This window comes from Nocardia sp. NPDC059228, assembly GCF_042754245.1.
GTDB lineage: Bacteria > Actinomycetota > Actinomycetes > Mycobacteriales > Mycobacteriaceae > Nocardia.
In genome coordinates, this window is the sequence record NZ_JBHZAL010000040.1 from 14,209 (window position 1) to 35,043 (window position 20,835).

Sequence of the window (20,835 nt, forward strand, 5' to 3'; positions counted from 1 at the left end):
TGCCGGTACCACGGCTCTGGGCGGCCGACCAAACTGGTTTGAAACGGTCGGGTTCATGCTAGGGTTCCGTCAGGTTGGAATGGGAAGTCGGAGACAAATGCGCACTGAGAACATCAATAGAAAGTTCAAACTCCACGACGAGCGCAGGATCGCCGCCCAACTTCCAGAGCAACTTCTTGGTTTAGATGTCGTGGGTTTTGGGAAGCTGGAAGAGTTTCCGGGTGAGTTGCTGAACTCCTTCGGGGAATTTGCGAACGGCTCCGTGCCCCCGCAGTCCCGCATCTATCGCAATGCGCAGCCGAATCTCATCGATGCCTGGCTGCTGGAGCTGTTGCGCGGTGCGCGCATCGGCGACCGCTTCTATCTACGGACCGGGCTGGAGTACTTCCCCTGGGCCGACTGCCGCGTCCTCGACCATCGCTGGCTGGAGTCGCTGCGTCGCGTCATGGGCACCAACCAGGGATACATTGCGCACGACAAGAACTCGGCCGTCATGACGATCGGCACGCAGTACGAGGTGCTCGGCTTCGTCGCCGGCTCCGGCCTGCCGAGCGGGGCCGAGGCCGCGCCGGTCGAGGACGTCCCGACCCGCCGTATCGTCCAGGCCCCCGCCGGATCGCCGGATCAGGTGACCACGGCGCTCAGCGGCGACCTGCGGGCCCGCCGCCTGGCCGCGCTGAACTCCGACGCACCCGCCGCCCGCGACCTGGACCCGGCCGCTGCGCTGGCCTCCATGCCGGATCTGCCCGCGACGCCCGCCCAGGACAAGCCGGCCCCTCAGATCGTGGATGTGCTACCGGTTCCCGCGCCGGAGGCGGTCGCCGCCCCCGAGCCCGCGGCGCTCGAGCCGGCCGCGTCCGCGGCGCCCGAGACCGTCGCCCCGAAGGGCGCCGCGCCGGTCGCCACCCAGCCGATGCCCGGACGCGACGAGGCGCCCACCCAGCTCATCTCTCGCATCGTGGTGCCCACCGAAACCGACTGACTGCTCGCGCGACCCACGGTCCCGATCCGAACTCGCCGGACGACCGTGGGTCCGAACCGAACCGGCCGGGCCCGGCTTACGTTGTTCTGATACGCCGGGCTTCGTTCGCCGAGTTCGAAAGAGCCGATATATGTCGACATTCAATGGGCTGCCCGCCCATGTCCTGCTGGTGCACGTGATTGTCGTGCTGGTCCCGCTGACCGCGGGGTTGCTGATCCTGTGCGCACTGTGGCCCGCGGCCCGCACCCGGCTGATCTGGCCGACTTCCGTCCTGGCGGTCCTGGTGACGGCATTGACGCCGGTGACCGTGGAGGCGGGGGAGTGGTTCCAGCGGCAGCTCGGTAATCCCCCGGTGGTGGACGAGCACGCGCGGCTCGGCCATCAGATGTTGTATTTCGTTGCGCCGCTGCTGGTTTCGACCGTGCTGCTGGTCTTCGTGCACCTGCGGCGCGGCCGCGGGAAGCCGCTGGGCCGGGTGGTGCCGGCGGTGATCGCACTGCTGGTGATCGCGAGCGGCGCGGCGGCCGGGTGGCAGACCTACCGGGTCGGGGACTCGGGGGCGCACGCCGTGTGGAACGGCGTGCTCAACCACTGACGGAGACGACTGTCGTGACCCGGCGGCCGGTCTGCGGGGCGGTCGCCGGGCCACGGCAGTGCGGGCACGGTCAGATCTTGCGGATGACCGTGACGACCTTGCCGAGAATCTGGGCGTCATTGCCCGGAATCGGCTCGAACAGGGGGTTGTGCGGCATCAGCCACACCTGGGATCCGGTGCGCTTGAAGGTCTTCACGGTGGCCTCGCCCTCGATCATGGCGGCCACGATGTCGCCGTTGTCGGCCACGTTCTGCTGCCGCACGACCACCCAGTCACCGTCGCAGATGGCGGCGTCGATCATGGACTGGCCGACGACCTTCAGCAGGAACAGCGAACCCTCGCCGACCAGTTCGCGCGGCAGCGGGAAGACGTCCTCCACCGCCTGCTCGGCCAGGATCGGGCCACCGGCGGCGATCCGGCCCAGCACCGGGACGTAGGTCGGGGCAGGGTGCTCGTCGGAGGCGTCGGCCTCGGTATTGACCGCGCGCAGCTGCGACACGCCGGCGGTGGCGCGCACCGCCGTCTCGTCCAGGCCCCGGACATCCACGGCGCGTGGGCGATTGGGGTCGCGGCGTAGGTAGCCCTTGCGCTCGAGCGCCCGGAGCTGGTGTGCCACCGAGGAAGTCGAGGTGAGGCCGACGGCATCGCCGATCTCGCGGATGCTGGGCGGATAGCCGCGGTCGTGCACCGAGGTGCGGATGACCTCCAGTACCTTGCGCTGGCGCACGGTCAGATCGGCGCCGACACCGGACGATTCGGACAGGGGGCCGTCACCGCCGGGACCAAGGGGTCCGTTCTCACCATCCGCGCCGCCGTGTTCGCTCACCGCCGCCGTCCTCCGTTCACTGCTGTCGCTCACCGGAATTCGTTCCCGGATGCGGTTCATCGTGCGTCCGTGGAACTCGTGTCTCGACTGTAGTCCGTGTGACGCGTGTGATCAAACATCTGTTCGACGCATGTCGGGGAAATCAGTGACATTGTCGGTGGGCCGTGGTAGAAATTCGAACATCAGTTCTTCGAACACATGATCGAGTCAGTTGTCCAGCATCATTCGGTCCGCCCTACTTTGGAGGTTTCTTCGATGCGCGCCGTGGTCAGCGAAATCGACACTCTGGGAAGCGATCTGGGATTCGACAGCATCCCCTCGGAGCTGCGTTCGGATCGGTTCCGGACCGGGACGCCCGCGGCTGCGGGCCGTCCCGTCCTGGACCGCCGCCCCTGCCGCGCGCGGGTCCGGCCCGTCGCCGGCGCAGATGTTCGACGCGACCATGTCGTCGTGCGACACGCGGCCCGGCGCGCCCGTGGCGCGCATCCGCTGGACCGGGTGCAGCGCGCCCAGGTCGGTCTCGCGGCCCTGGCCGTCACCGCATTGATGAGCGCGCTGGCCGTGGCCGGTCTGATCGGTCTGGCCCACTTGCGTTCCGGCGACTTCGATTCGCAGACCACCCCGTCCTCGGTCCAGCTGGTCCGGGCGCCGGTGCGATAGCGAGCCCGCTGCTGTGGTAGTTGCCCGGTCATAGCCGTTATTCGGGATAGAGCTCGACGGCCATGGGCGTGGCCGGAAATGCAGATTGAAAACTGAAACGTGTTGCTAGCGTCCCCCTGGATGTGACAGAGGCTACATCCGCGCGGCCCGTGCTCCGGCCCGCGCGCACAGCGACAGGGGGCGTCGATGCCGAGAGTTCGAGGGCTGATTCGGGTGGCCGGTGTCCTCACCTGCCTGATGATCGGGCTGGTGATCGCACCGGCCGCGCATGCGGAGTCCGCCTATGCCGCGTATCTGGATGTGCCGTCGGTCAATGGTGACGGCGCGGGCGGCGGCGGATTGAATCCCGCACTGCCCCTGGATCCCGACACCCTGCGTGCCGCGCTCGACGACGCGCGCGCCGCGGGTGTCGAGCCGCGGCACTACGCGACCCTGCTGCATCAGTACTGGCTGGTCACCGCGACCCAGAATGCCGACATCGACCTGGCGGCCTGGGATCCCGGGCGCGGCGTCGCGGCGAATACCCGCACCTTCACCCAGGTCTACGTGAACTACCTGCGGCTCGACAACGCGCACCCGGACTACTGGTGGACCGGACTGGCCGGGCTCGCCGGCGGGTCGTTCGCGTCGGGCTTCTTCGACATGGGCGACGTGTCGGCGATTGTCACCGTGCCGGGCATCCATCAGCTCGGTGACGCGGTGGCCGATCTGCTGCGCGGCACCCCGCCGCAGCTGCTGGACATCCTGCCCGCCGACATCCGGACCCTCGGCACCGCGGGCGAGCGGCTCACCGCCGACGATCTGGCCTGGTACCAGACCCGGCTGATGATCATGCAGAAGCACATCTTCATCGACCAGGTACCCATGCACGAGGCCTACGCAACCGCGGGCCTGGCCGGTGTCGAGGAGATGTACCGGGCCGGCGTGCTGGACGAGAACGCCATCACCGCCTGGCGCGAGATCGATTCCGGCACCCCCGACGGCCTGGCCGACGCCGCGCTGCGCATGACCGACCGGGAACAGAACCAGATCATCGCCGACCAGTGGGATGTCACCTCGCACGGCCGCGGCGACATGGGCCGGGTCATGACCTACGTGAGCACGATCGCGGGCAAGGCCGCCGTTCCCGGCGTCCGCGCGCCCGGCGTCTTCGCGCCCACCACCCTCACCACCGGCGCGATGTCGCTGCGCGCTCCGCTGCCCGACTTCAACTGGGCCGACCGCGACGCGCGGTGGAACTACATCACCCACGACCTGCTGCCGCGCTACCTGGAACTGTGCGCGAATCCGGCCGCCGCGAGACCGGTTCTGGCCGTGCCGTTCCCGGTCATGCTGACCAATGGGCGGCTGGTGCAGCGCTTGCCGGATCTGCTCGCCGACCTGACCTCGCAGTGGCAGGTGACCACCTGATTCCGGCCTGTGGATACGGGCGGACGCCGCCGACCGGGTCCGTCACGGTATCCTCGAGATTGCTCGAGGTTGCTGTGGAAGCCCAGGCATCGACGAAGGATCCCGGATGCATTGCCCGTACTGTCGTCATCCCGATTCGAGGGTGGTCGACTCGCGTGAGGCCGAGGAAGGCACCGCCATCAGGAGGCGACGTGCCTGTCCGGAGTGTGGGCGCAGGTTCACCACGGTCGAAACCGCGATCCTGTCGGTCGTGAAGCGCAGCGGTGTCACCGAGCCGTTCAGCCGCGAGAAGGTCATCCGCGGCGTCAGCCGCGCCTGCCAGGGCCGCGAGGTCGATTCCGATGCGCTGAACCTGCTCGCGCAGCAGGTGGAGGATGCGGTGCGTGCCAAGGGTTCCCCCGAGGTGCCCAGCCATGAGGTCGGCCTCGCCATCCTCGGCCCGCTGCGTGATCTCGACGAGGTCGCCTACCTCCGATTCGCCTCGGTCTACCGATCCTTCAGCTCCGCCGAGGATTTCGAACGCGAGATCGCCGACCTGCGCAAGCACCGCGCCGACCACACCGTGGGCGCGGCAACCAAGTAAACGGGCGACCGATACCGGTCACCCCACATCGATTCCCGGTCCGGCCCCGAAGAATTCGGAGCCGGACCGCTTCATTTCCCGGCGTCTCATGTCCGGCGGAGGGGCGATGCGCCGGCCCGCAACCGGTTTGGGAGAAGGCATGTGCGCATGCCCGTGGTGTTGCACGAAAGATCGTGCCCGTCAGCGCTTTTGCTGGGGCGGGCGGCGGGCGATGTCGATCGCCTTCTCGATGCGCTTCGCCGACACCGGGTAGGGGGTGCCGAGTTGCTGGGCGAAGAGGCTGACGCGGAGTTCCTCGATCATCCACCAGATTTCGACGATGTCGCGGCCGCCCCGGCGCGCCTCGGGGAGATTGCCGACGAGGCGGTCGTAGGCGGCGTGGACGCGGTCGAGTTCGGCCAGGCCGGCACGGTCGCGGTTGGCGGAGGCGGGGAGCGCCTCCAGGCGCAGGCGGGCGGCCTCCAGATAGCGGGGAAGTTCCCGCAGCCGGGCGCTGCCCCACTCGGCGATGAATCCGGGGAAGATCAGGTCGTCGAGCTGGTGCGTGACATCGTCGGTGGCGTCCCGGTCGCGGGATTCGGCGAGGGCGGCACGCAGCCGGTGCGCCTCGGCGAGAACCGGGACGACCGAGCGGACGATGGTCGCGACGGCCGTGGTGAACCGCGGGCGGACCTTCTCCACCAACGCCTGGAATTGCTCGGGACTGCGCACCGGTCCGCCATTGACGGCGATGAGTTCGTCGGCGGCGCAGGCGCGGCAGTCCTCGACCAGGGCGTCGAGGGTGCCGTACGGATTCTGGCTCAGCGCAAGGCGATCGGTGGGCGGCAGGCCCGCGGTGACGGCGCGGGTATTGGTGGTGACCGCGCCCAGCAGCAGGGCGCGGGTGCCGGTGCGCATGGCGGTGGCCTGGGCGGCGGGGGAGCTGAGGACGCGTACCGCCACGCCGTCCGGCTCCGCGACCAGGGCCGGATAACCGGTAATGGTCTGACCGCTGACCTGGCGCTTCACCGAGGACGGCAGGGTGCCCAGGGATTCGGAGGTCCACACCGTGGACGGGGCCCGCTCGGCGGCGTTGTTGGCGCGCGCTACCGACTTCGAGACCTGTTCCGCCAGGCTGGATTTCAGTTCGGCCAGGCTCTTGCTGCGGGCCACGACGGCGCCGGTCGGGTCGGTGGCGGCGAAGGTCATGCGCAGGTGGTCGGGCAGGCCCGCCGGATCGAGCATGGTGGCGGCGATGGTCACCGAACCGAGCTGTGACAGTTCCCGGGCCAGCCCGGTGCGCAGTGGTTCGGCGCGCGGGGTGAGGCGGTCCAGGGCGGCCTTGGCGAAGTCGGGTGCGGGAACCACGGTGCGGCGCAGCTGTTTCGGCAGCGTCTTGATGAACGCGGCGGCGAGCTCCTCACGCATGCCGGGGACCAGCCAGTCGAAGCCGACCGAGCGCACGTGCGCGAGCTGGGCGATCGGAATGTGCACGGTGACACCATCGTCGGCCTGACCGGGCTCGAACTGGTAGGTGAGCGGGAAGGTCAGCTCGCCCTGCCGCCAGCTGTCGGGGTAGGCGGTCGGATCCAGCAGTGCCGCATCCTCGTTCACCACCGTGGATGCGGTGAAGTCCAGCAGGTTCGGATCGGTGCGCTGGGTCTTGCGCCACCAGCTGTCGAAGTGCCGCACCGACACGATGTCCGACGGGATGCGCTGGTCGTAGAAGTCGAACAGCACCTGGTCGTCGACCAGGATGTCGCGCCGTCGCGCCCGATGCTCCAGATCCGCGACGTCGTCGAGCAATTCGCGGTTCCGCGCGAAGAAGTCGTGCTTGGTCTGCCACTCGCCCTGCACCAGCGCGTGCCGGATGAACAGCTCCCGCGACAACTCCGGATCGATCCGCCCGAAGTCCACCCGCCGTTGCGTCACCAGCGGAATGCCGTACAGCGTCACCCGCTCGTAGGCCGCCGCCGCACCCCGTTTCGCCGACCAGTGCGGTTCGGAGTACGTGCGTTTCACCAGATCCCCGGCCAGCCGCTCGGCCCACTCGGGTTCGATCCGGGCCGCCGTCCGGCCCCACAACCGCGAGGTCTCGACCAGTTCGGCCGCCATCACCCACCGTGGTGGCTTCTTGGCCAGCGACGATCCGGGGAAGATCATGAACTTGGCATTGCGGGCGCCCAGGAACTCCCGGGTCTCCGCCTCCCGCACACCGATATGCGACAGCATGCCGGCCAGCAACGCCTGGTGGATCGACGTCACATCCCACGGCAGCGAGTCGTTGTCCAGCCCCGCCTTCGCCGCGAGGGTCTCGGCCAGGCCGGACTGCCCGCTCGATCCCGCGCCGCCGCCCCGGCGGCCCGAATCATTGCCGCGTCCGCTGGAACTGCCGCGCCCGCTGTCATCGGCGCGGCGCGAATCCCGGCCGCGCACCGATCCGCTGCGACGCGTGTCCTCAGCGACCGATGCCGACTCCGCTCGCCCGGCCTCGGAGCTCTGCCCACCACGCTGAGTGGCATTGCCGCCGTTGATGTTGTGGCCCTGCACTGAGCTTGCGGCGGCACCGCCGCGCTCGGCGGATTCGGTTCCGGAGCCGTTCCCGTCGCGCCCGGCACTGCCGGTACCGCTGCCACGGCCTGGGTGACGGCCGCGGCGGTTGCGCGGGTTGTTTCCGGCGTCGTCGGAAGACGCTGCGGTGCGGTCGAATTGGGCGTCCGAGCCCGCGGTGTTCCAGCCGAGTCCGCGGGTGATGGTGCGGAGCTGGCCGTGCAGGTCCTGCCATTCGCGAATGCGGAGGTAGTGCAGGAACTCGTCGCGGCACAGGCGGCGGAACTGGTTGGAGGACAGGGCGTTCCGCTGTTCGCGGAGGTAGTCCCAGAGGCGCAGGTAGGCCAGGAAGTCGGAGCCCTCGACGGTGAAGCGCGCGTGTTTGGTGTCGGCGGCCTGCTGGTGTTCGACGGGGCGTTCGCGGACGTCCTGGATGGACAGGGCCGCGACGATGATGAGGACCTCGGCGAGGCAGCCGCCGCGGTTGGCCTCGACCAGCATGCGGGCCATGCGCGGATCGACCGGGATCTGCGCCATTTCGCGGCCGATGGGGGTGAGGATCAGACCGGCGTCGGGAATGTCCTTGCGCGCACCGGCTTCGGCCTCCGCCCGGGCCAGCGCGCCGAGCTCCTCGAGCAGCGCGATGCCGTCGCGAATGGCGCGGGCGTCGGGAGCCTCGACGAACGGGAAGCTCTCGATATCGCCGAGTCCGAGCGCGGTCATCTGGAGAATGACGGCGGCCAGGTTGGTGCGCAGGATCTCGGGTTCGGTGAACTGCGGCCGGGATTCGAAGTCGTCCTCGGCGTACAACCGGATGGCGATACCGTCCGCGACACGGCCGCAGCGACCGGACCGCTGCCGCGCCGATGCCTGCGAGATGGACTCGATGGGCAGCCGCTGCACCTTCGTGCGTATGGAGTAGCGCGAAATGCGTGCGGTGCCAGGGTCGATCACGTAGCGGATGCCCGGCACCGTCAGCGAGGTCTCGGCCACATTGGTGGCGAGCACCACGCGCCGGCCGGTGTGCGATTCGAATACCCGGTGCTGCTCGGCCGCGGACAGCCGCGCGTACAGCGGCAGAATCTCCGTGCGCGGCAGCCGCATGTCCCGCAGCGAATCCGCGGTGTCGCGGATCTCGCGCTCGCCGGAGAGGAAGACCAGGATGTCGCCGTCGCCCTCGGCCTGCAGCTCCCGCACCGCGTCGCCGATGGCGTCGGTGGGGTCGCGGTCGACGATCCGGGTGTCCTCGTCGTCGGGGTCCTCGGAGGTGACCGGAAGCTCCAGCGACAGCGGCCGGTATCGGACCTCCACCGGATACGACCGTCCCGACACCTCGACAATCGGTGCGGGCGTGCCGTTCTCGTCGGAGAAGTGCCGTGCGAACAGCTCCGGGTCGATGGTCGCGGAGGTGATGATGATCTTCAGATCCGGCCGCTTGGGCAGCAGCTGCTTGAGATACCCGAGCAGGAAGTCGATATTGAGGCTGCGCTCGTGCGCCTCGTCGATGATGATCGTGTCGTAGCGGCGCAGCAGCCGGTCCCGCTGGATCTCGGCGAGCAGGATGCCGTCGGTCATGAGTTTGACCAGCGTGCGGTCCGACGCCTGATCGGTGAAGCGGACCGTGTAGCCGACCACGTCGCCCAGTTCGGTGCCGAGTTCCTCGGCGATGCGCTCGGCCACGGTGCGTGCGGCCAGTCGCCGCGGCTGGGTGTGGCCGATGGTGCCGCGGATCCCGCGCCCGAGTTCGAGACAGATCTTGGGGATCTGGGTGGTCTTGCCGGAGCCGGTCTCACCGGCCACGATCACGACCTGGTGTGCGGCGATGGCGTCGGCGATGTCGTCGCGGCGCGCGGAGACCGGTAGCTGCTCGGGATACCTGATAGCCGGGACGGCGGCGCGGCGGGCGTCCACCCGGCGCTGCGCGGCGTCGATATCTGTTTCGAGGTCGGTGAGATCGCCGCCGCGGGCCTTGTCGAGCCTGCGACGCAACCGGTGCTCGTCGCGGATCGAGAGATCGGCCAGGCGGGTACGAAGCTCGCGAGAGGTGGCGGCGGTCCTGGTCATTGCATCGTCAACGATAGCGAAGAGTCGGTCCGGGCCGGTCGGCGCGGTATCCGGCGGCCCGATCTCGCGCTTGCCCGAAGTGTGCCGCACCGGCGTATCGTCCGCGGTCGGGCGGTTCGGCATGCGACCATCGGGCCATGGCCGTCAGAGGTGGAACGCCCGCGTGGATCCGGGTGCTGCGCATCGTCTTCGGAATCCTGGGCTTGGTCGCGCTGGTCTGGATTCCGCTGCGCAATGTGGGCAACCCGAACTATTCGTATCTCAACTTCTTCAGCTACTTCACCATCCAGTCCAACATCCTGGGCATCATCGTGCTGCTGGTCGGCGGGCTGCGTGACCCGGCCGGCCGGCGCTGGCAGGTGCTGCGCGGCGCGGCCACCCTCTACCTGACCATCACCCTCGTCAACTACGCGGTGCTGCTGGCCGATATCGATGTGCAGCTGACCGAGCGGTGGATCAACGACACCCTGCACCGGGCGATCCCGATCGTGCTGATCGCGGACTGGTTGCTGGTGACCGCCGGTCTGAAGCCGACCATCCGGCTCATCCTGGGCTGGCTGGCCTACCCGCTGGCCTACGGCGCCTACACGCTGTTGCGCGGGCCGTTGGCCGATTGGTACCCCTACCCGTTCATCGACCCCCGCGACCAGGGCTACGCCCAGCTGTCCGGCGGGCTGGTGATCATGGCCGTGATCTTCGCCATCCTGGGCGTGCTCGCGGCGGCGCTGAACGGGCTGGTGCCCAGGGCCGTCGGCCGCTGACTCCGGCTCGGAGCGCCCGGGTCATGAAGACACTGCGCGAGTCATGAAGACACTGTGCGGGTCATGAAGACACTGTGCGGGTCCGCCGCGTAATCCGAGAACGGCCCGCACGCTTCGAACCCGTAGCGCTCGTACAGCCGCACCGCGGGCCGATAGAACTCCGACGCCCCGGTCTCCAGGCTCAACCGCGCGTATCCGCGCGTGGCGGCCTCGGCGAGGATGTGCCGCAACAACTGTGAGGCCACCCCACGCCCCCGGTGACTCGCCGCGGTCCGCATGGACTTGATCTCACCGTGCATCGGATCCAGCTCCTTGAGCGCCCCGCACCCGGCCAGTTCCGTGCCCTCCCACGCCGACCAGAAGGTGATCTCCGGCTTGCGCAGCGCCGCCACATCGAGGGCGTGCATGCTGTCCTCGGGCGAGTTCGCCAGCATCTCGGCAACGTGGGCCTCGAGTAGTCCGATCACCTCGTCCCCGCTCAGATCGTCGATCACAATGCGCATGCCGTCAGGCTATCCGCCGAGCTCGGGACCATGACTGCATGGGCCGCGCCCCCGGTTCCGGGTACTGACCGCACGCGCCAACCCGCCGACCTACCGTGCCATCCGTTCCAGTGTGGTGCGTGTGCACTCCTGCGACCGGTGAGACTCGGTGTGGTCGGCCGGATTTCGTGAACATTTCGGGTTGTCCGGCTCGGCTGTTCGGGCCGTCGTGGGGCGAACCGCAATCGCACGGTTCCGAGGGTGCTGCCGCGGGGCGTCGGATACGTGCACGCCGGCTCGAAGCTGAAGACGGCCCGGAAGCCGCAGGGCTCCGGGCCGTTTCCACGCCGCCGGACCTCACATGCCGCGAGTTCCGGAATGGCCCGATCAGGGCGGTCAGCGTTCGTGGGTTTCCTCCAAGACGGTCCGGCCGACCCGCGCGTACCGGGCGGGGGAGCGACGCTTCAGATATTCGGCGAAACCGAAGCCGCCCAGGGCGATTGCGGCGACCAGCCACGGGGTGGCCTTCAGGACCAGGGAGCTGGATTCGGCGCCCGCGGCGGTACCCATATTGAGGACCAGCAACCCGACCACCCCGGCCATGGCGAGGCCGCCCAGCAGCGGAGCCAGCACGGTGCGGAACCAGTGCCGGCTCTCGGGGTGATGGGTGCGGAAGTAATTGAGCACCGCGAAGGAACAGGCCGCCTGGACCACCAGGATGGCCATGGTGCCGAGGATCGCCAGCAGCGTGTAGGTGCCGGAATAGGGATCCTTGCCCGCGATTCCGAAGCCCGCGACCAGCGCGCAGGCGATGACCGTCTGGACCACGCCCGCGATGTGCGGTGAACCGTGCCGAGGATGGGTGCGGCCGACGGTGCGCTCGAGCACGGGGAAGACGCCCTCCCGGCCGAGTGCGTAGAGGTAGCGGGCGGCGCAGTTGTGGAATGCCATGCCGCAGGCCAGCGATCCGGTCATCATGAGCCACTGCATGGCGCTCACCGCCCAATGCCCGACATAGGTCTGGGTGGGGTGGAAGAACAGGTCCATCGGGTTGTCGGAGGACGCCAGCGCCGCCGACTCCCCGATGCCGTTGCCGGACATGGCCATCCACGACACGAGTACATAGAACACGCCCACGCCGATGACCGCGATCATGGTGGCCTTGGGGATGATCCGTTTGGGGTCACGGGATTCCTCGCCGTACATGGCCGTCGACTCGAATCCGACCCACGACCAGAACGCGAAGAACAAGCCCAGCCCCGCCGACGGCCCGGTGAAGGCATGGACCGGATTCAGCGGCGCGAACGAGAATCCGTGCGGCCCACCGCCGTGCAGCGCCACCGCGATACCCATGATGGCCAGCACCGCGCACTCGGTGCCCAGCAGCACGACCAGGAACTTCTCCGCGACGGCCACCCCGAACCAGGTGCCCAGGGCATTGATCGCCAGCATGACGATCGCGAACACCCACCAGGGCACGTGCACACCGAACTGTGCCGCAACGGTATTCGTGCCGAAGCTGGAGAAGATCCCGACCAGCGATCCCTCGAACACCATGTACGCGAAGGTGGCCAGCAGTCCCGCCGCCAGCCCGGCCGAGCGGCCCAGTCCGAACGAGATGAACCCGTAGAACGCGCCGGTCGCGGTGATGTGCTTGGACATGGTGGTGAAGCCCACCGAGAACACCGCGAGCACCACCATGGCGATCAGGAACGCGGCGGGCGTGCCCGTCCCGGTCCCGGCCGAGATCATGAACGGCACGTTGCCGGTCATGGCGGTGATCGGCGCGGCAGTGGCGATGGCCATGAACACCACCCCGAGCAAACCCACGGCATTGGCTTTGAGGCGGTGCACCCCGTCGGGTGGATTGGCGCCGGGCGGCGCGGCGGTGGCGCGTTCGATCTGCTGCGTCATGGATCCGTCTCTCTGCTGCGCCCGCCCCGGAATCACCGGGTGGCGGGCTCTTTTCCGATGGCGCGGAACGCTATAGGCGGTCTGTAACAGCGGCGGGTGTGCGACGGTGACCGTCAGCGGGAAAGGCGCAGGATATTTCTCTCGCCTCGAGACAAACCGATGTTACCTGTGTTTACGCCCTTGCAATACGGATCGGCGACGCTGTGGCAACCCGTTGTCAGGGAACTGGTCCAGAGAGAGGCGCACGGATGAGATCGGCTGCGCCGAGTCGGCCCCCGGTGTCCGGACGTTCGCCGGTGCGCGGATTGACCCGGCGCGAACTGCCTTTCGTGCCGGTGTTCGCGCAGTCGGTCGCGGCCATCGCCCCGTCGGGAACGGCCGTGGTCACCCCGGCGTTCGTGATCGGCGCGGCCGGCGGCGGGGCGAGCGTGGCCGCGTTCCTGGCGGCGGCGCTGCTGGCCTGGGGTGTGGCGCTGGTGATCCGGCCGATGGCGCAGCGGCTGGCGGTGACCGGCGGGCTGTACACGTATGTGGCCAAGGGGCTCGGTCCCGCGGTGGCCGTACCGGTCGGCTGGTCGGCGATCGCCGGGTACGCGAGCGTCAGCGTGGCGGGGCTGATCGCGGTCGGCACGTATCTGGACCAGGTCGCGGTGACCGCCGGACTCGGCGGATTCGGCGGGACCGCAACGATTGTCGCGCTGCTGCTGATCGCGGCCTCGGCCGCGGCCGTGCTCATGGTGCGGGGGATCCGGCTGTCCGCCTCGGTGACCCTGCTGATCGAATGCGTCTCGGTGGTGACGGTCCTGGCCCTGATGGGCTACCTGCTGACCCGCGACGGCGTCGGCGCACAGGCCGGCCGCGCCTTCGAATGGCACGGTGGCACCGGTGGTCTCGCCATGAGTGCGGTGGTGGCCATCAGCGCTTTCGTCGGGTTCGAGAGTGCGACAACGCTGTCCGCCGAGGCCTACCGGCCGTTCCGGTCGGTGCCGCGCACCCTGGCGTGGACGCCGATCGCCGCCGCGGTCATCTATCTGATCACGGTGTCCGCGCAGGCGGTGGCGCTGGCCGCCGCGCCGCCGGGCCTGGCCGCCGGTTCCACACCGGTGACGGACCTGGTGTTGCAGGACAATTCGCGATTCCTGAGCGCGGTGCTGGACCTCGGGGTGGCGGCGTCGTTCTTCGCCTGCACGGTCGCCTCGATCAATGCCCTGGTCCGTGTGCTGTTCACCATGGGCCGCGAGGGCATCGCCCCGGCCGCGGCCGGTCGCACGCACCCGCGTTTCCACACGCCCGCGCCCGCGATCGTCGCGGTGGTCGGCGCGGTGACGGCCTGCGCGGTCTGGTACCTGCTGTCGGGAGCCGAACCGCAGGACGGGATTCGGAGCTTCCTCACCCTGAGCGCGCTCGGCTATCTGGGCTCGTATCTGCCCGCCTGCCTGGCCACTCCGGCGCTGCTGCGCCGCATCGGCGAACCCAGCCGTGGCATGGCGCTGCTCGGCACGGTCACCGCGACCCTGCTCGGAATCCTCATGGTCGCCGCCGCGGTATCGGCCCGCAACGACAATGTCACCGTCGTGATCGCCTACGCCGCGGTGCTTGCGGCCGCCGCGCTCTTCACCGTCGCGCTGCGGGTCTGCGCGCCGGATCGGTTGCGCGGTCTCGGCATCTACGACGAGCCGCAGCGCGCGGACCTGCTGCCCACCGCGACCTTCCGGTAGGCGCGATGAAGGACTCCCGCCGCACCACCACCGTCTCCAACTCCATCGCCATTCTCGAGGCGGTCGCCGACTGCGGCGTGGGCGTCACCGCCAAGGAGATCGCCGAACGCCTCGGCATCGCCCCCGCCACCACCTATCGGCTGCTGAACTCCCTTGTCGCCGACGAGTATCTGGTCCGCACCGCCGATCTGCGCGGCTTCGCGCTGGGCGCGCGGCTGCACGGGTTCGCGGCCGCCATCCGGATGCCGGTGGTGCCTGCGGCCGCGGACGCGCTGCTCGGCGAATTCCGTGCGTCCACCCGATTCGCGGTGCACCTCATGAACTTCCGCCCGGCCGCGGTCCAGGTGCTCAGCGAGGACCCGGACCATCCGATTCCGGGCGAGCGGGAACTGTCACGGCATCTGCACGCCTCCGCCGCGGGCAAACTACTGCTCGCCGCACGGACCGAATGGCGCACGCTGGTCGCGCACCCGGTGCGGATCGCGGCGCGCACCAAGATCGATCACACCGCCCTCGCCGAGGATCTGCGGACCGTCCGTGAGTCCGGATATGCCAGGGCCGCAGACGAACTCGTGCCCGGCGTCGCCTGTCTGGCGCTGCCCATCTACAACGCTCTGGGCAGCCTCGCGGGTGCGCTGTGCCTGAGCGGCCCGAGCAACCGGCTGCCGGCGCTCGAGACCCACCGCGATCCGGCCCGTGATTGCGCCGCCCGCCTGGGCCCGCTGCTCTACTGACTCGCCCCGCTGCTCCATCGACGTCGTCCCGCGCCGAAATCATTGGCCGCCCTCGGGTGTGCGCTCCTGACCTGGGTCCACATCCGACCTGAAAGGACGATGTGGAGCGACTGCCACGGTGACTCCGGACCAGTTGCCGGAGCTGCTGCTGCGTGTCGCGGTGGTGCGATCTCCTCCCGCGTTCGCGTGCGCGGTCGCGGCGGCACCGTGCTGCAACCGGGCATCCGGCTGCTCGAACGCGCCGACGACTTCCCGGCCGACGGACCGATTCTGGTCATCACCGACGGCATGATCGATGTCCTGCGCATCCGCCACGAACACGCCTTCCCGATCCCTGCGGGCGCCGCGCTGCCGTTCCGCCCCCACGGACCGGTCTTCCGGATCCGCTGACCCCCAACACTTCTCGGATCGGCTTTATCTCAGAAGGTGAACTGATCGCCGTAGGCGGTGGTCTGCACCACCCCCTGCACGGTACTCACCGTGGTCGTGACGAAGGGGACGGCCGACACCGGCGAGGCGCATTGGGCGACGTTCAACGCGGCGTTGTTGAACGTGATGCGGTACGGGAACACGGTGGTGTCGTCCAGGGCAGACGTTGCCGTTGTCGCGATGGTGACCTGGCCGGGCCCCAAGGTGGCCGTCAAGACCTCTGTCAGGCCCAGCGCCCCGCCGACACTGGGTCCGAGGTCGATGCTGGGCGGACTGGCGCTGGTCGGGGTGGTCGTGGTCGTGGTCGTGGTAGTTGGGGTCGTTGGTGTGGTCGGGGTGGTCAGGGTGGTTTCGCTGGCGCTGGCTGGGGTGGTTGGGGTGGACGGAGTGGTTGGTGTGGTTGGGGTCGTTGGGGTGGTTGGGGTCGTTGGGGTGGTCGTGGTTGGGGCGGCGCTGGCCGGGCTGGTGGTGGTTGGGACGGCGCTGGCCGGGCTGGTCGCGGTCAAGGCGGCGCGGGCTGGGCTGGTAGTGCGTAAGGCAACGCGTGCTGGGCTGGTAGTGGGTGTGATGGCGCTGGGTGTGGTGACCGAGGCGATGGGCGTACTCGGGATGGGCGTGACCGTCGCGATCGGCGCGCTGACATCGCTCGCGGGGCTCGCGGGGGTCGCGGGGCTCACTGTCGGGGCAAGGGCGCCGGCCCAGCCTTGATTGGGCTCGATTCCGACGGTGAAGCCGCCGGCCACACTGATCCCGCAGCCGAGGATGAACCCTGCGACGGCCTGGCCGGACGTGATCGGGTCACCCTCCACATTGACCGAGTAATCGCCGGACATCTGCGCGGCATGCGAGAACGTCATAAGGTAGTTCGGAGTCCGGTTGCCGGGCGGATTCACCCCGACGCTGTCGACGGATGCCGTCACATGAACTCCCGAACCGGTTACATCCGAGCCGGGCGGCTGGGCTCGGCCCGGGTTGGTACCCCAGGCCCACACGCCCAGGACCCCCAGGGTTGCCACGGCCGTGCCCGCCGCGGCGACGATTAGTAGACGCCGCAAACCTGGATCCTTTCTCGAAGATGTGCGCTAGCGTTTCTTCCAGAGTTCGATATCGCAGGAACAGCCGCTATTGGCTGGCAAATAGAGCGTATCGGAGACATCGGGTCGGGTAGCGAACGCGGCGATAAGGCGTGTCGACCAGGTAATTCCTGCTGACCAGGAAATATCCGCCACGAAATACATTGCCGGAAAAAGGTTTCGAGCTGCACTACTTGTTCGCTGCAGGATTGCCGAGACCGTCCAGGGCGCGCAGTCGTGCGTCGAAGCTCCGCATCTCGCGGGGGATCCCTTTCATCGCCTCTGCTCGACCGAATAGCGCAGCAGGTTCAGGTTCGCGCTCGGCCGGGTAATCGGTCACCCAGTGGCGGTGCCCGGGCGGGGGATTCGGCAGGGGAAAGGCGGGGGAGCCGGGGCCGGAGGGTGTCAGCATGGGAGGGGAGCCGGTCGCCGCGGTGAGAGGTGGTGGGGTGTGGCGGTATTCATGGAGCAGGACGGGGTGGTGCGGTGGGTGGCGGTGATCGCCTTCTGCCTGGCCGCCGCCCTGGTGGCCGCCAGACTGGGCACGCCGCGCCAGGGCCCGTGCGCCGGGTCGCGCGGGGATCGGGAGTCGGACGCCGCACACCTGGTGATGTGCCTGGTCATGCTGGGAATGCTCGTGTTTCCGACGGTCGCCGATCCGCACGCGGTGCGCGCGGTGCTGACGGCCATGGTGGTTGTGTACACGCTGTTGCTGGCAGATCGGATGCTGCGGTGGCGCAGCGGGAATTCGGACCCGGACACCGGGGGCGGCACGGTCGGCGCGTTCGCGTATCACGTGCTGGGGGCCGCGGCGATGCTGTACGCGATGAGCGGGCACGGGCCGGAAGACGGTGGGCACGGGCACGCGGGGCCCGCGCCCGGTGCGGTGCTGATATTGGCCACGCTGTTCGCGGCGGACGCGGCGGTCATGGCGGTGCCGGCGCTGCGCCACCGGTTGCCACGGGTGTTCCCGCATCCCATGGGCATGGCCGGATCGCTGGCCGTGGTGCCGCACCTGGTAATGGATCTCGGCACCGCCTACATGCTCGTCGCCGCCGCGGCCGGGTGACGCGGGGGCCGTTCGACCTGTTCACCGTCGTGATGGTGAGATGGTGAAGAAAGGTCGGTTCGCCCGGATGGGCGTGGCCGATATCGGGTGATGGAGGTGCTCTGGATGGGTTCGCTGTGGCATGGCTTCGCCGATATGGGTGCGGTCGAGCGGGACGGGGCGTTCGTGGTGGCGCGCGGCGAGGGCGCGTACATCTGGGACGAGGGCGGGACACAGTACCTCGATGCCACCGGCGGTCTCTGGTTCGCCAATATCGGGCACGGCCGCCGCGAGATCGCCGACGCGGTCGCCGCCCAGCTGACCCAGGTCGCGCACTACTCCAACTTCGGCGATCTGACCTCACCGGTGACCCGTGATCTGGCCGAGCGGCTCTCGGCCCTGGCGCCGGTGCCCGGCAGCAAGATCTTCTTCACGTCCGGCGGATCCGACGGCGTCGACACCGCCGCCAAGCTGGCCCGCCGGTACTGGCAGGAGCTGGGCCGCCCCGAGAAGACCATCCTGGTCGGCCGTCAGAAGGCGTACCACGGCATGCATGTCGGCGGCACCGCGCTGTCCGGCATCCCGGTCAACGCCGACGGCTACACCGGTGTCCTGATGCCCGACACCCGCACCATCGAATGGGATCGGGCCAAGGCACTGACCGCGCTCATCGAGGAGGTCGGCGCGGACCGGATCGCGGCGTTCTTCGCCGAGCCCATCATCGGCGCGGGCGGGGTGTATCTGCCGCCGGAGGGCTACCTCACCGAGGTCCGGCGGATCTGCCGCGACAACGACATCCTCTTCGTCGCCGACGAGGTCGTCACCGGTTTCGGCCGCATCGGCGGATCCTGGTTCGCCTCCTCGCGTTTCGGCCTGGAACCCGACCTCATGACCACCGCCAAGGGCCTCACCTCCGGGTACGTCCCCATGGGCGCGGTCTTCGTCGCGCCCCGCGTCGCCGAGCCGTTCTTCGCCGGCGGCGTCTGGTGGCGGCACGGCTACACCTACGGCGGTCACGCCGGCGCGGCCGCCGCGGCCATGGCCAACCTCGACATCGTCGAGCGCGAGCATCTGCTCGATGCCAGCAAGAACCTGGAATCCCTGCTGCACCAGTACTTCTCGCCGCTGGCCGAGCACCCGCGGGTCGCCGAGGTGCGCAGCGGCCTGGGTGCGGTCGCCGCGGTCCAGCTGGCCGATCCGGCCGAGGCCCTCGCCATGGTGAAAACCCTGCGCGCCCACGGTGTCTCGACCCGCGCTGCCGGTCAGGGTGCCCTGCAGATCTCGCCGTCGTTCGTCATCACCGAGGCCCAGGTCGCGGAGATGGCCGACCGCTTCGCCCGCGCCCTGGGCTGAACCGGACCGGGCGGAGTGCCCGACCGCTAGTGACCGTGCCCGCCGGAGAGTTCACCGGCGGGCACGTGGCGTAGCTTGGCCACGGCCAGCACACCCACGAGGAGTGCGCCCACCGCCGCGACTCCCGCCGTGATGTGCACACCGTGGATGAACGCCGTGCGGGCCGCGGTCAGGACCGCGGAACCCATATCGCCGGGGAGCGTCGCGGCCACCTGGACCGCCTCCCCCAGCGTTTCGCGCACCGCGTCCGCACCTGGCAGCTCGCGCGGCAGCGCGTCGGCCAGATCGGCGCGGTAGATGGCCAGGCTGATGCTGCCCAGGATCGAGATGCCCAGGGCGCCACCGAGTTCCGCGCCGGTCTCGGACACCCCCGAGGCGGTCCCCGCCTGCTCCGGCGGGGCGGAGCCGACGATGAGCTCGGTGGTGATGCCGAAGACCGGGGCCAGCCCCAGGGCGATGAGCAGCGAGGCGATCACCGCCAGGACCGGGCCGCCGTGCGCCGACAGCTGCGTGAGCATGACCAATCCCAGTGCGGCCAGCAGCATTCCGGCGCCGATCAGGTAGGCGGGCCGCACGACCCGCACGATACGCGGGGCCGCCTGCGAACCAATGATGAAGCCGACACTGGACGGCGCCATGGCCGCACCGGCCTGCATGGGCGTCATTTCCAGAACCAGCTGGAAGTACTGGGCCACGAACAGGAAATAGCCGAACGCCACGAAGATGGCGATCACATTGATGCCCAGCGCGGTGCGGAACGCGCCCAGCCGGAACAGCCGCAGATCCAGCATGGGATCGGGACGGGTGAGCTGACGGCGCACGAACAGCGCGCCCGCGAGCAGCCCGGCCACCGCGGCCACCAGCGGCACTGTCCCCGGCCCATCCTGCGCGAGCTTCTTCATGGCCAGCACCAGCGCCACCATGGTGACCACACTGAGTGCGGCGCTGGTCAGATCGAGCCGCCCGGCCTCCGGATCACGGAACTCCGGCAGCACCCGCGGCCCGAGCACCAGCAACAGCGCCATGACCGGTACGGCCAGCAGGAATACCGAACCCCACCAGAAATGCTCCAGCAGTATGCCGCCCAGCAGCGGGCCGACCACACCGCCCGCGGAGAACGCGCTCACCCAGGTGCCCACGGCCAGCGACCGCTGCCGGGGATCGCGAAACATGTTGAAGATCAACGACAGTGTCGACGGCGCGATGGTCGCGCCCGCGATGCCCAGCAGCGCCCGGCACCCGATCAGGAATTCGGCGGTGGGGGAGAAGGCCGCGACCACCGACACCACGCCGAACAGCGCCCCGCCGAGCAGCAATAATCGCCGTCGCCCGATGCGGTCGCCGAGCGTGCCCATGGTGATGAGCAGACCGGCCAGCGTGAACCCGTAGACGTCGATGATCCACAGCAGTGCGGTGCTGCTCGGATGCAGTGTCGCGCTGATCTGTGGCACGGCCAGGTGCAGCACGGTCAGATCCATGGCGTAGACCAGGCAGGCCAGCGCCAGCACCCCGAGGCCGATCCACTCGCGCCGTCCCGCCCGGTCGGACCGCTCGGGCGCGGTCGGTGACTCGACGGAGGTGTCCACGGCGAAATGTCCTTTCCAGGGGGTGATCAGCTGCGGCCGATGGCTGCGGCGCGCCCCCAACCATCCCACCGCCCCCCGACAGCCGCGC

At 69.2% G+C, this 20,835-nt stretch carries 17 protein-coding genes; 11 read left to right on the forward strand and 6 right to left on the reverse strand.

Translation table 11 applies throughout. The features are described 5' to 3' along the window. The first annotated feature begins 190 nt into the window (after positions 1-190). Together ACFXKA_RS36635 and ACFXKA_RS36640 are read left to right on the forward strand one after the other, a co-directional pair. A complete protein-coding gene (locus tag ACFXKA_RS36635; RefSeq protein ID WP_379430865.1) occupies positions 191-982 on the forward strand; it encodes a hypothetical protein in 792 nt (263 codons plus the stop codon). A gap of 130 nt (positions 983-1,112) precedes the next feature. Continuing rightward, the gene (locus ACFXKA_RS36640) at positions 1,113-1,577 is read left to right on the forward strand and encodes a DUF2231 domain-containing protein (RefSeq protein ID WP_379430866.1); all 465 of its coding nucleotides are present in this window, start codon (positions 1,113-1,115) and stop codon (positions 1,575-1,577) included. 70 nt (positions 1,578-1,647) lie between these two features. Here the strand turns inward: ACFXKA_RS36640 and lexA are convergent, their stop codons facing one another. Further along, entirely contained in the window at positions 1,648-2,340 is a 693-nt protein-coding gene (lexA, locus tag ACFXKA_RS36645; RefSeq protein WP_354848357.1) for a transcriptional repressor LexA, read from the reverse strand. 318 nt (positions 2,341-2,658) lie between these two features. Here lexA and ACFXKA_RS36650 point away from each other — a divergent pair, with 318 nt between their 5' ends. The 3 genes from ACFXKA_RS36650 to nrdR all read left to right on the forward strand — a co-directional run bounded on the left by ACFXKA_RS36650 (position 2,659) and on the right by nrdR (position 5,056). Then, positions 2,659-3,063, forward strand: a complete 405-nt coding sequence (locus ACFXKA_RS36650; protein WP_379430867.1) for a hypothetical protein — start codon at positions 2,659-2,661, stop codon at positions 3,061-3,063. 186 nt (positions 3,064-3,249) lie between these two features. Further along, the gene (locus ACFXKA_RS36655) at positions 3,250-4,473 is read left to right on the forward strand and encodes a hypothetical protein (protein WP_379430868.1); all 1,224 of its coding nucleotides are present in this window, start codon (positions 3,250-3,252) and stop codon (positions 4,471-4,473) included. 106 nt (positions 4,474-4,579) lie between these two features. Beyond that, positions 4,580-5,056: a transcriptional regulator NrdR gene (gene nrdR / locus ACFXKA_RS36660; protein WP_354848181.1), complete on the forward strand. Its 477-nt coding sequence runs from the start codon at positions 4,580-4,582 to the stop codon at positions 5,054-5,056. A gap of 180 nt (positions 5,057-5,236) precedes the next feature. Here nrdR and hrpA read toward each other — a convergent pair whose 3' ends face one another. Next, the gene (gene hrpA, locus ACFXKA_RS36665; RefSeq protein WP_379430869.1) at positions 5,237-9,649 is read right to left on the reverse strand and encodes an ATP-dependent RNA helicase HrpA; all 4,413 of its coding nucleotides are present in this window, start codon (positions 9,647-9,649) and stop codon (positions 5,237-5,239) included. Between the two features lie 137 nt (positions 9,650-9,786). Here hrpA and ACFXKA_RS36670 point away from each other — a divergent pair, with 137 nt between their 5' ends. After that, positions 9,787-10,410 carry a Pr6Pr family membrane protein gene (locus ACFXKA_RS36670; RefSeq protein WP_379430870.1) on the forward strand — a complete coding sequence of 208 codons (624 nt, stop codon included), beginning with the start codon at positions 9,787-9,789 and terminating at the stop codon, positions 10,408-10,410. A gap of 41 nt (positions 10,411-10,451) precedes the next feature. Here ACFXKA_RS36670 and ACFXKA_RS36675 read toward each other — a convergent pair whose 3' ends face one another. Next, positions 10,452-10,913: a GNAT family N-acetyltransferase gene (locus ACFXKA_RS36675; protein ID WP_379430871.1), complete on the reverse strand. Its 462-nt coding sequence runs from the start codon at positions 10,911-10,913 to the stop codon at positions 10,452-10,454. 375 nt (positions 10,914-11,288) lie between these two features. Beyond that, positions 11,289-12,806 carry an APC family permease gene (locus ACFXKA_RS36680; protein WP_379430872.1) on the reverse strand — a complete coding sequence of 506 codons (1,518 nt, stop codon included), beginning with the start codon at positions 12,804-12,806 and terminating at the stop codon, positions 11,289-11,291. A 278-nt stretch (positions 12,807-13,084) separates the two neighbouring features. On the opposite strand from ACFXKA_RS36680, the gene ACFXKA_RS36685 reads away from it, so the two are divergent. The 3 genes from ACFXKA_RS36685 (at position 13,085) to ACFXKA_RS36695 (ending at position 15,648) form a co-directional block, all read left to right on the forward strand. Beyond that, the gene (locus ACFXKA_RS36685) at positions 13,085-14,524 is read left to right on the forward strand and encodes an APC family permease (protein WP_379430873.1); all 1,440 of its coding nucleotides are present in this window, start codon (positions 13,085-13,087) and stop codon (positions 14,522-14,524) included. Between the two features lie 5 nt (positions 14,525-14,529). Continuing rightward, complete coding sequence (locus tag ACFXKA_RS36690) at positions 14,530-15,258, forward strand: IclR family transcriptional regulator (RefSeq protein WP_379430874.1); 729 nt, start codon at positions 14,530-14,532, stop codon at positions 15,256-15,258. A 186-nt stretch (positions 15,259-15,444) separates the two neighbouring features. Beyond that, on the forward strand, positions 15,445-15,648 hold the full coding sequence (locus ACFXKA_RS36695) for a hypothetical protein (protein WP_379430875.1): 204 nt from the start codon (positions 15,445-15,447) through the stop codon (positions 15,646-15,648). A 29-nt stretch (positions 15,649-15,677) separates the two neighbouring features. On the opposite strand, the gene ACFXKA_RS36700 is transcribed toward ACFXKA_RS36695, so the two are convergent. Next, entirely contained in the window at positions 15,678-16,742 is a 1,065-nt protein-coding gene (locus ACFXKA_RS36700) for an MspA family porin (protein WP_379430876.1), read from the reverse strand. Positions 16,743-17,211: 469 nt separating this feature from the next. Between ACFXKA_RS36700 and ACFXKA_RS36705 the strand changes: the two genes are divergently transcribed. Then, positions 17,212-17,829, forward strand: a complete 618-nt coding sequence (locus ACFXKA_RS36705; RefSeq protein ID WP_379430877.1) for a DUF5134 domain-containing protein — start codon at positions 17,212-17,214, stop codon at positions 17,827-17,829. Between the two features lie 105 nt (positions 17,830-17,934). Beyond that, complete coding sequence (locus ACFXKA_RS36710; protein ID WP_379430878.1) at positions 17,935-19,161, forward strand: aspartate aminotransferase family protein; 1,227 nt, start codon at positions 17,935-17,937, stop codon at positions 19,159-19,161. A gap of 26 nt (positions 19,162-19,187) precedes the next feature. Here ACFXKA_RS36710 and ACFXKA_RS36715 read toward each other — a convergent pair whose 3' ends face one another. Further along, positions 19,188-20,747 (reverse strand): MFS transporter, encoded by a 1,560-nt coding sequence (locus tag ACFXKA_RS36715; protein ID WP_379430879.1) that lies wholly within the window; start codon positions 20,745-20,747, stop codon positions 19,188-19,190. Between the last annotated feature and the right edge of the window lie 88 nt (positions 20,748-20,835).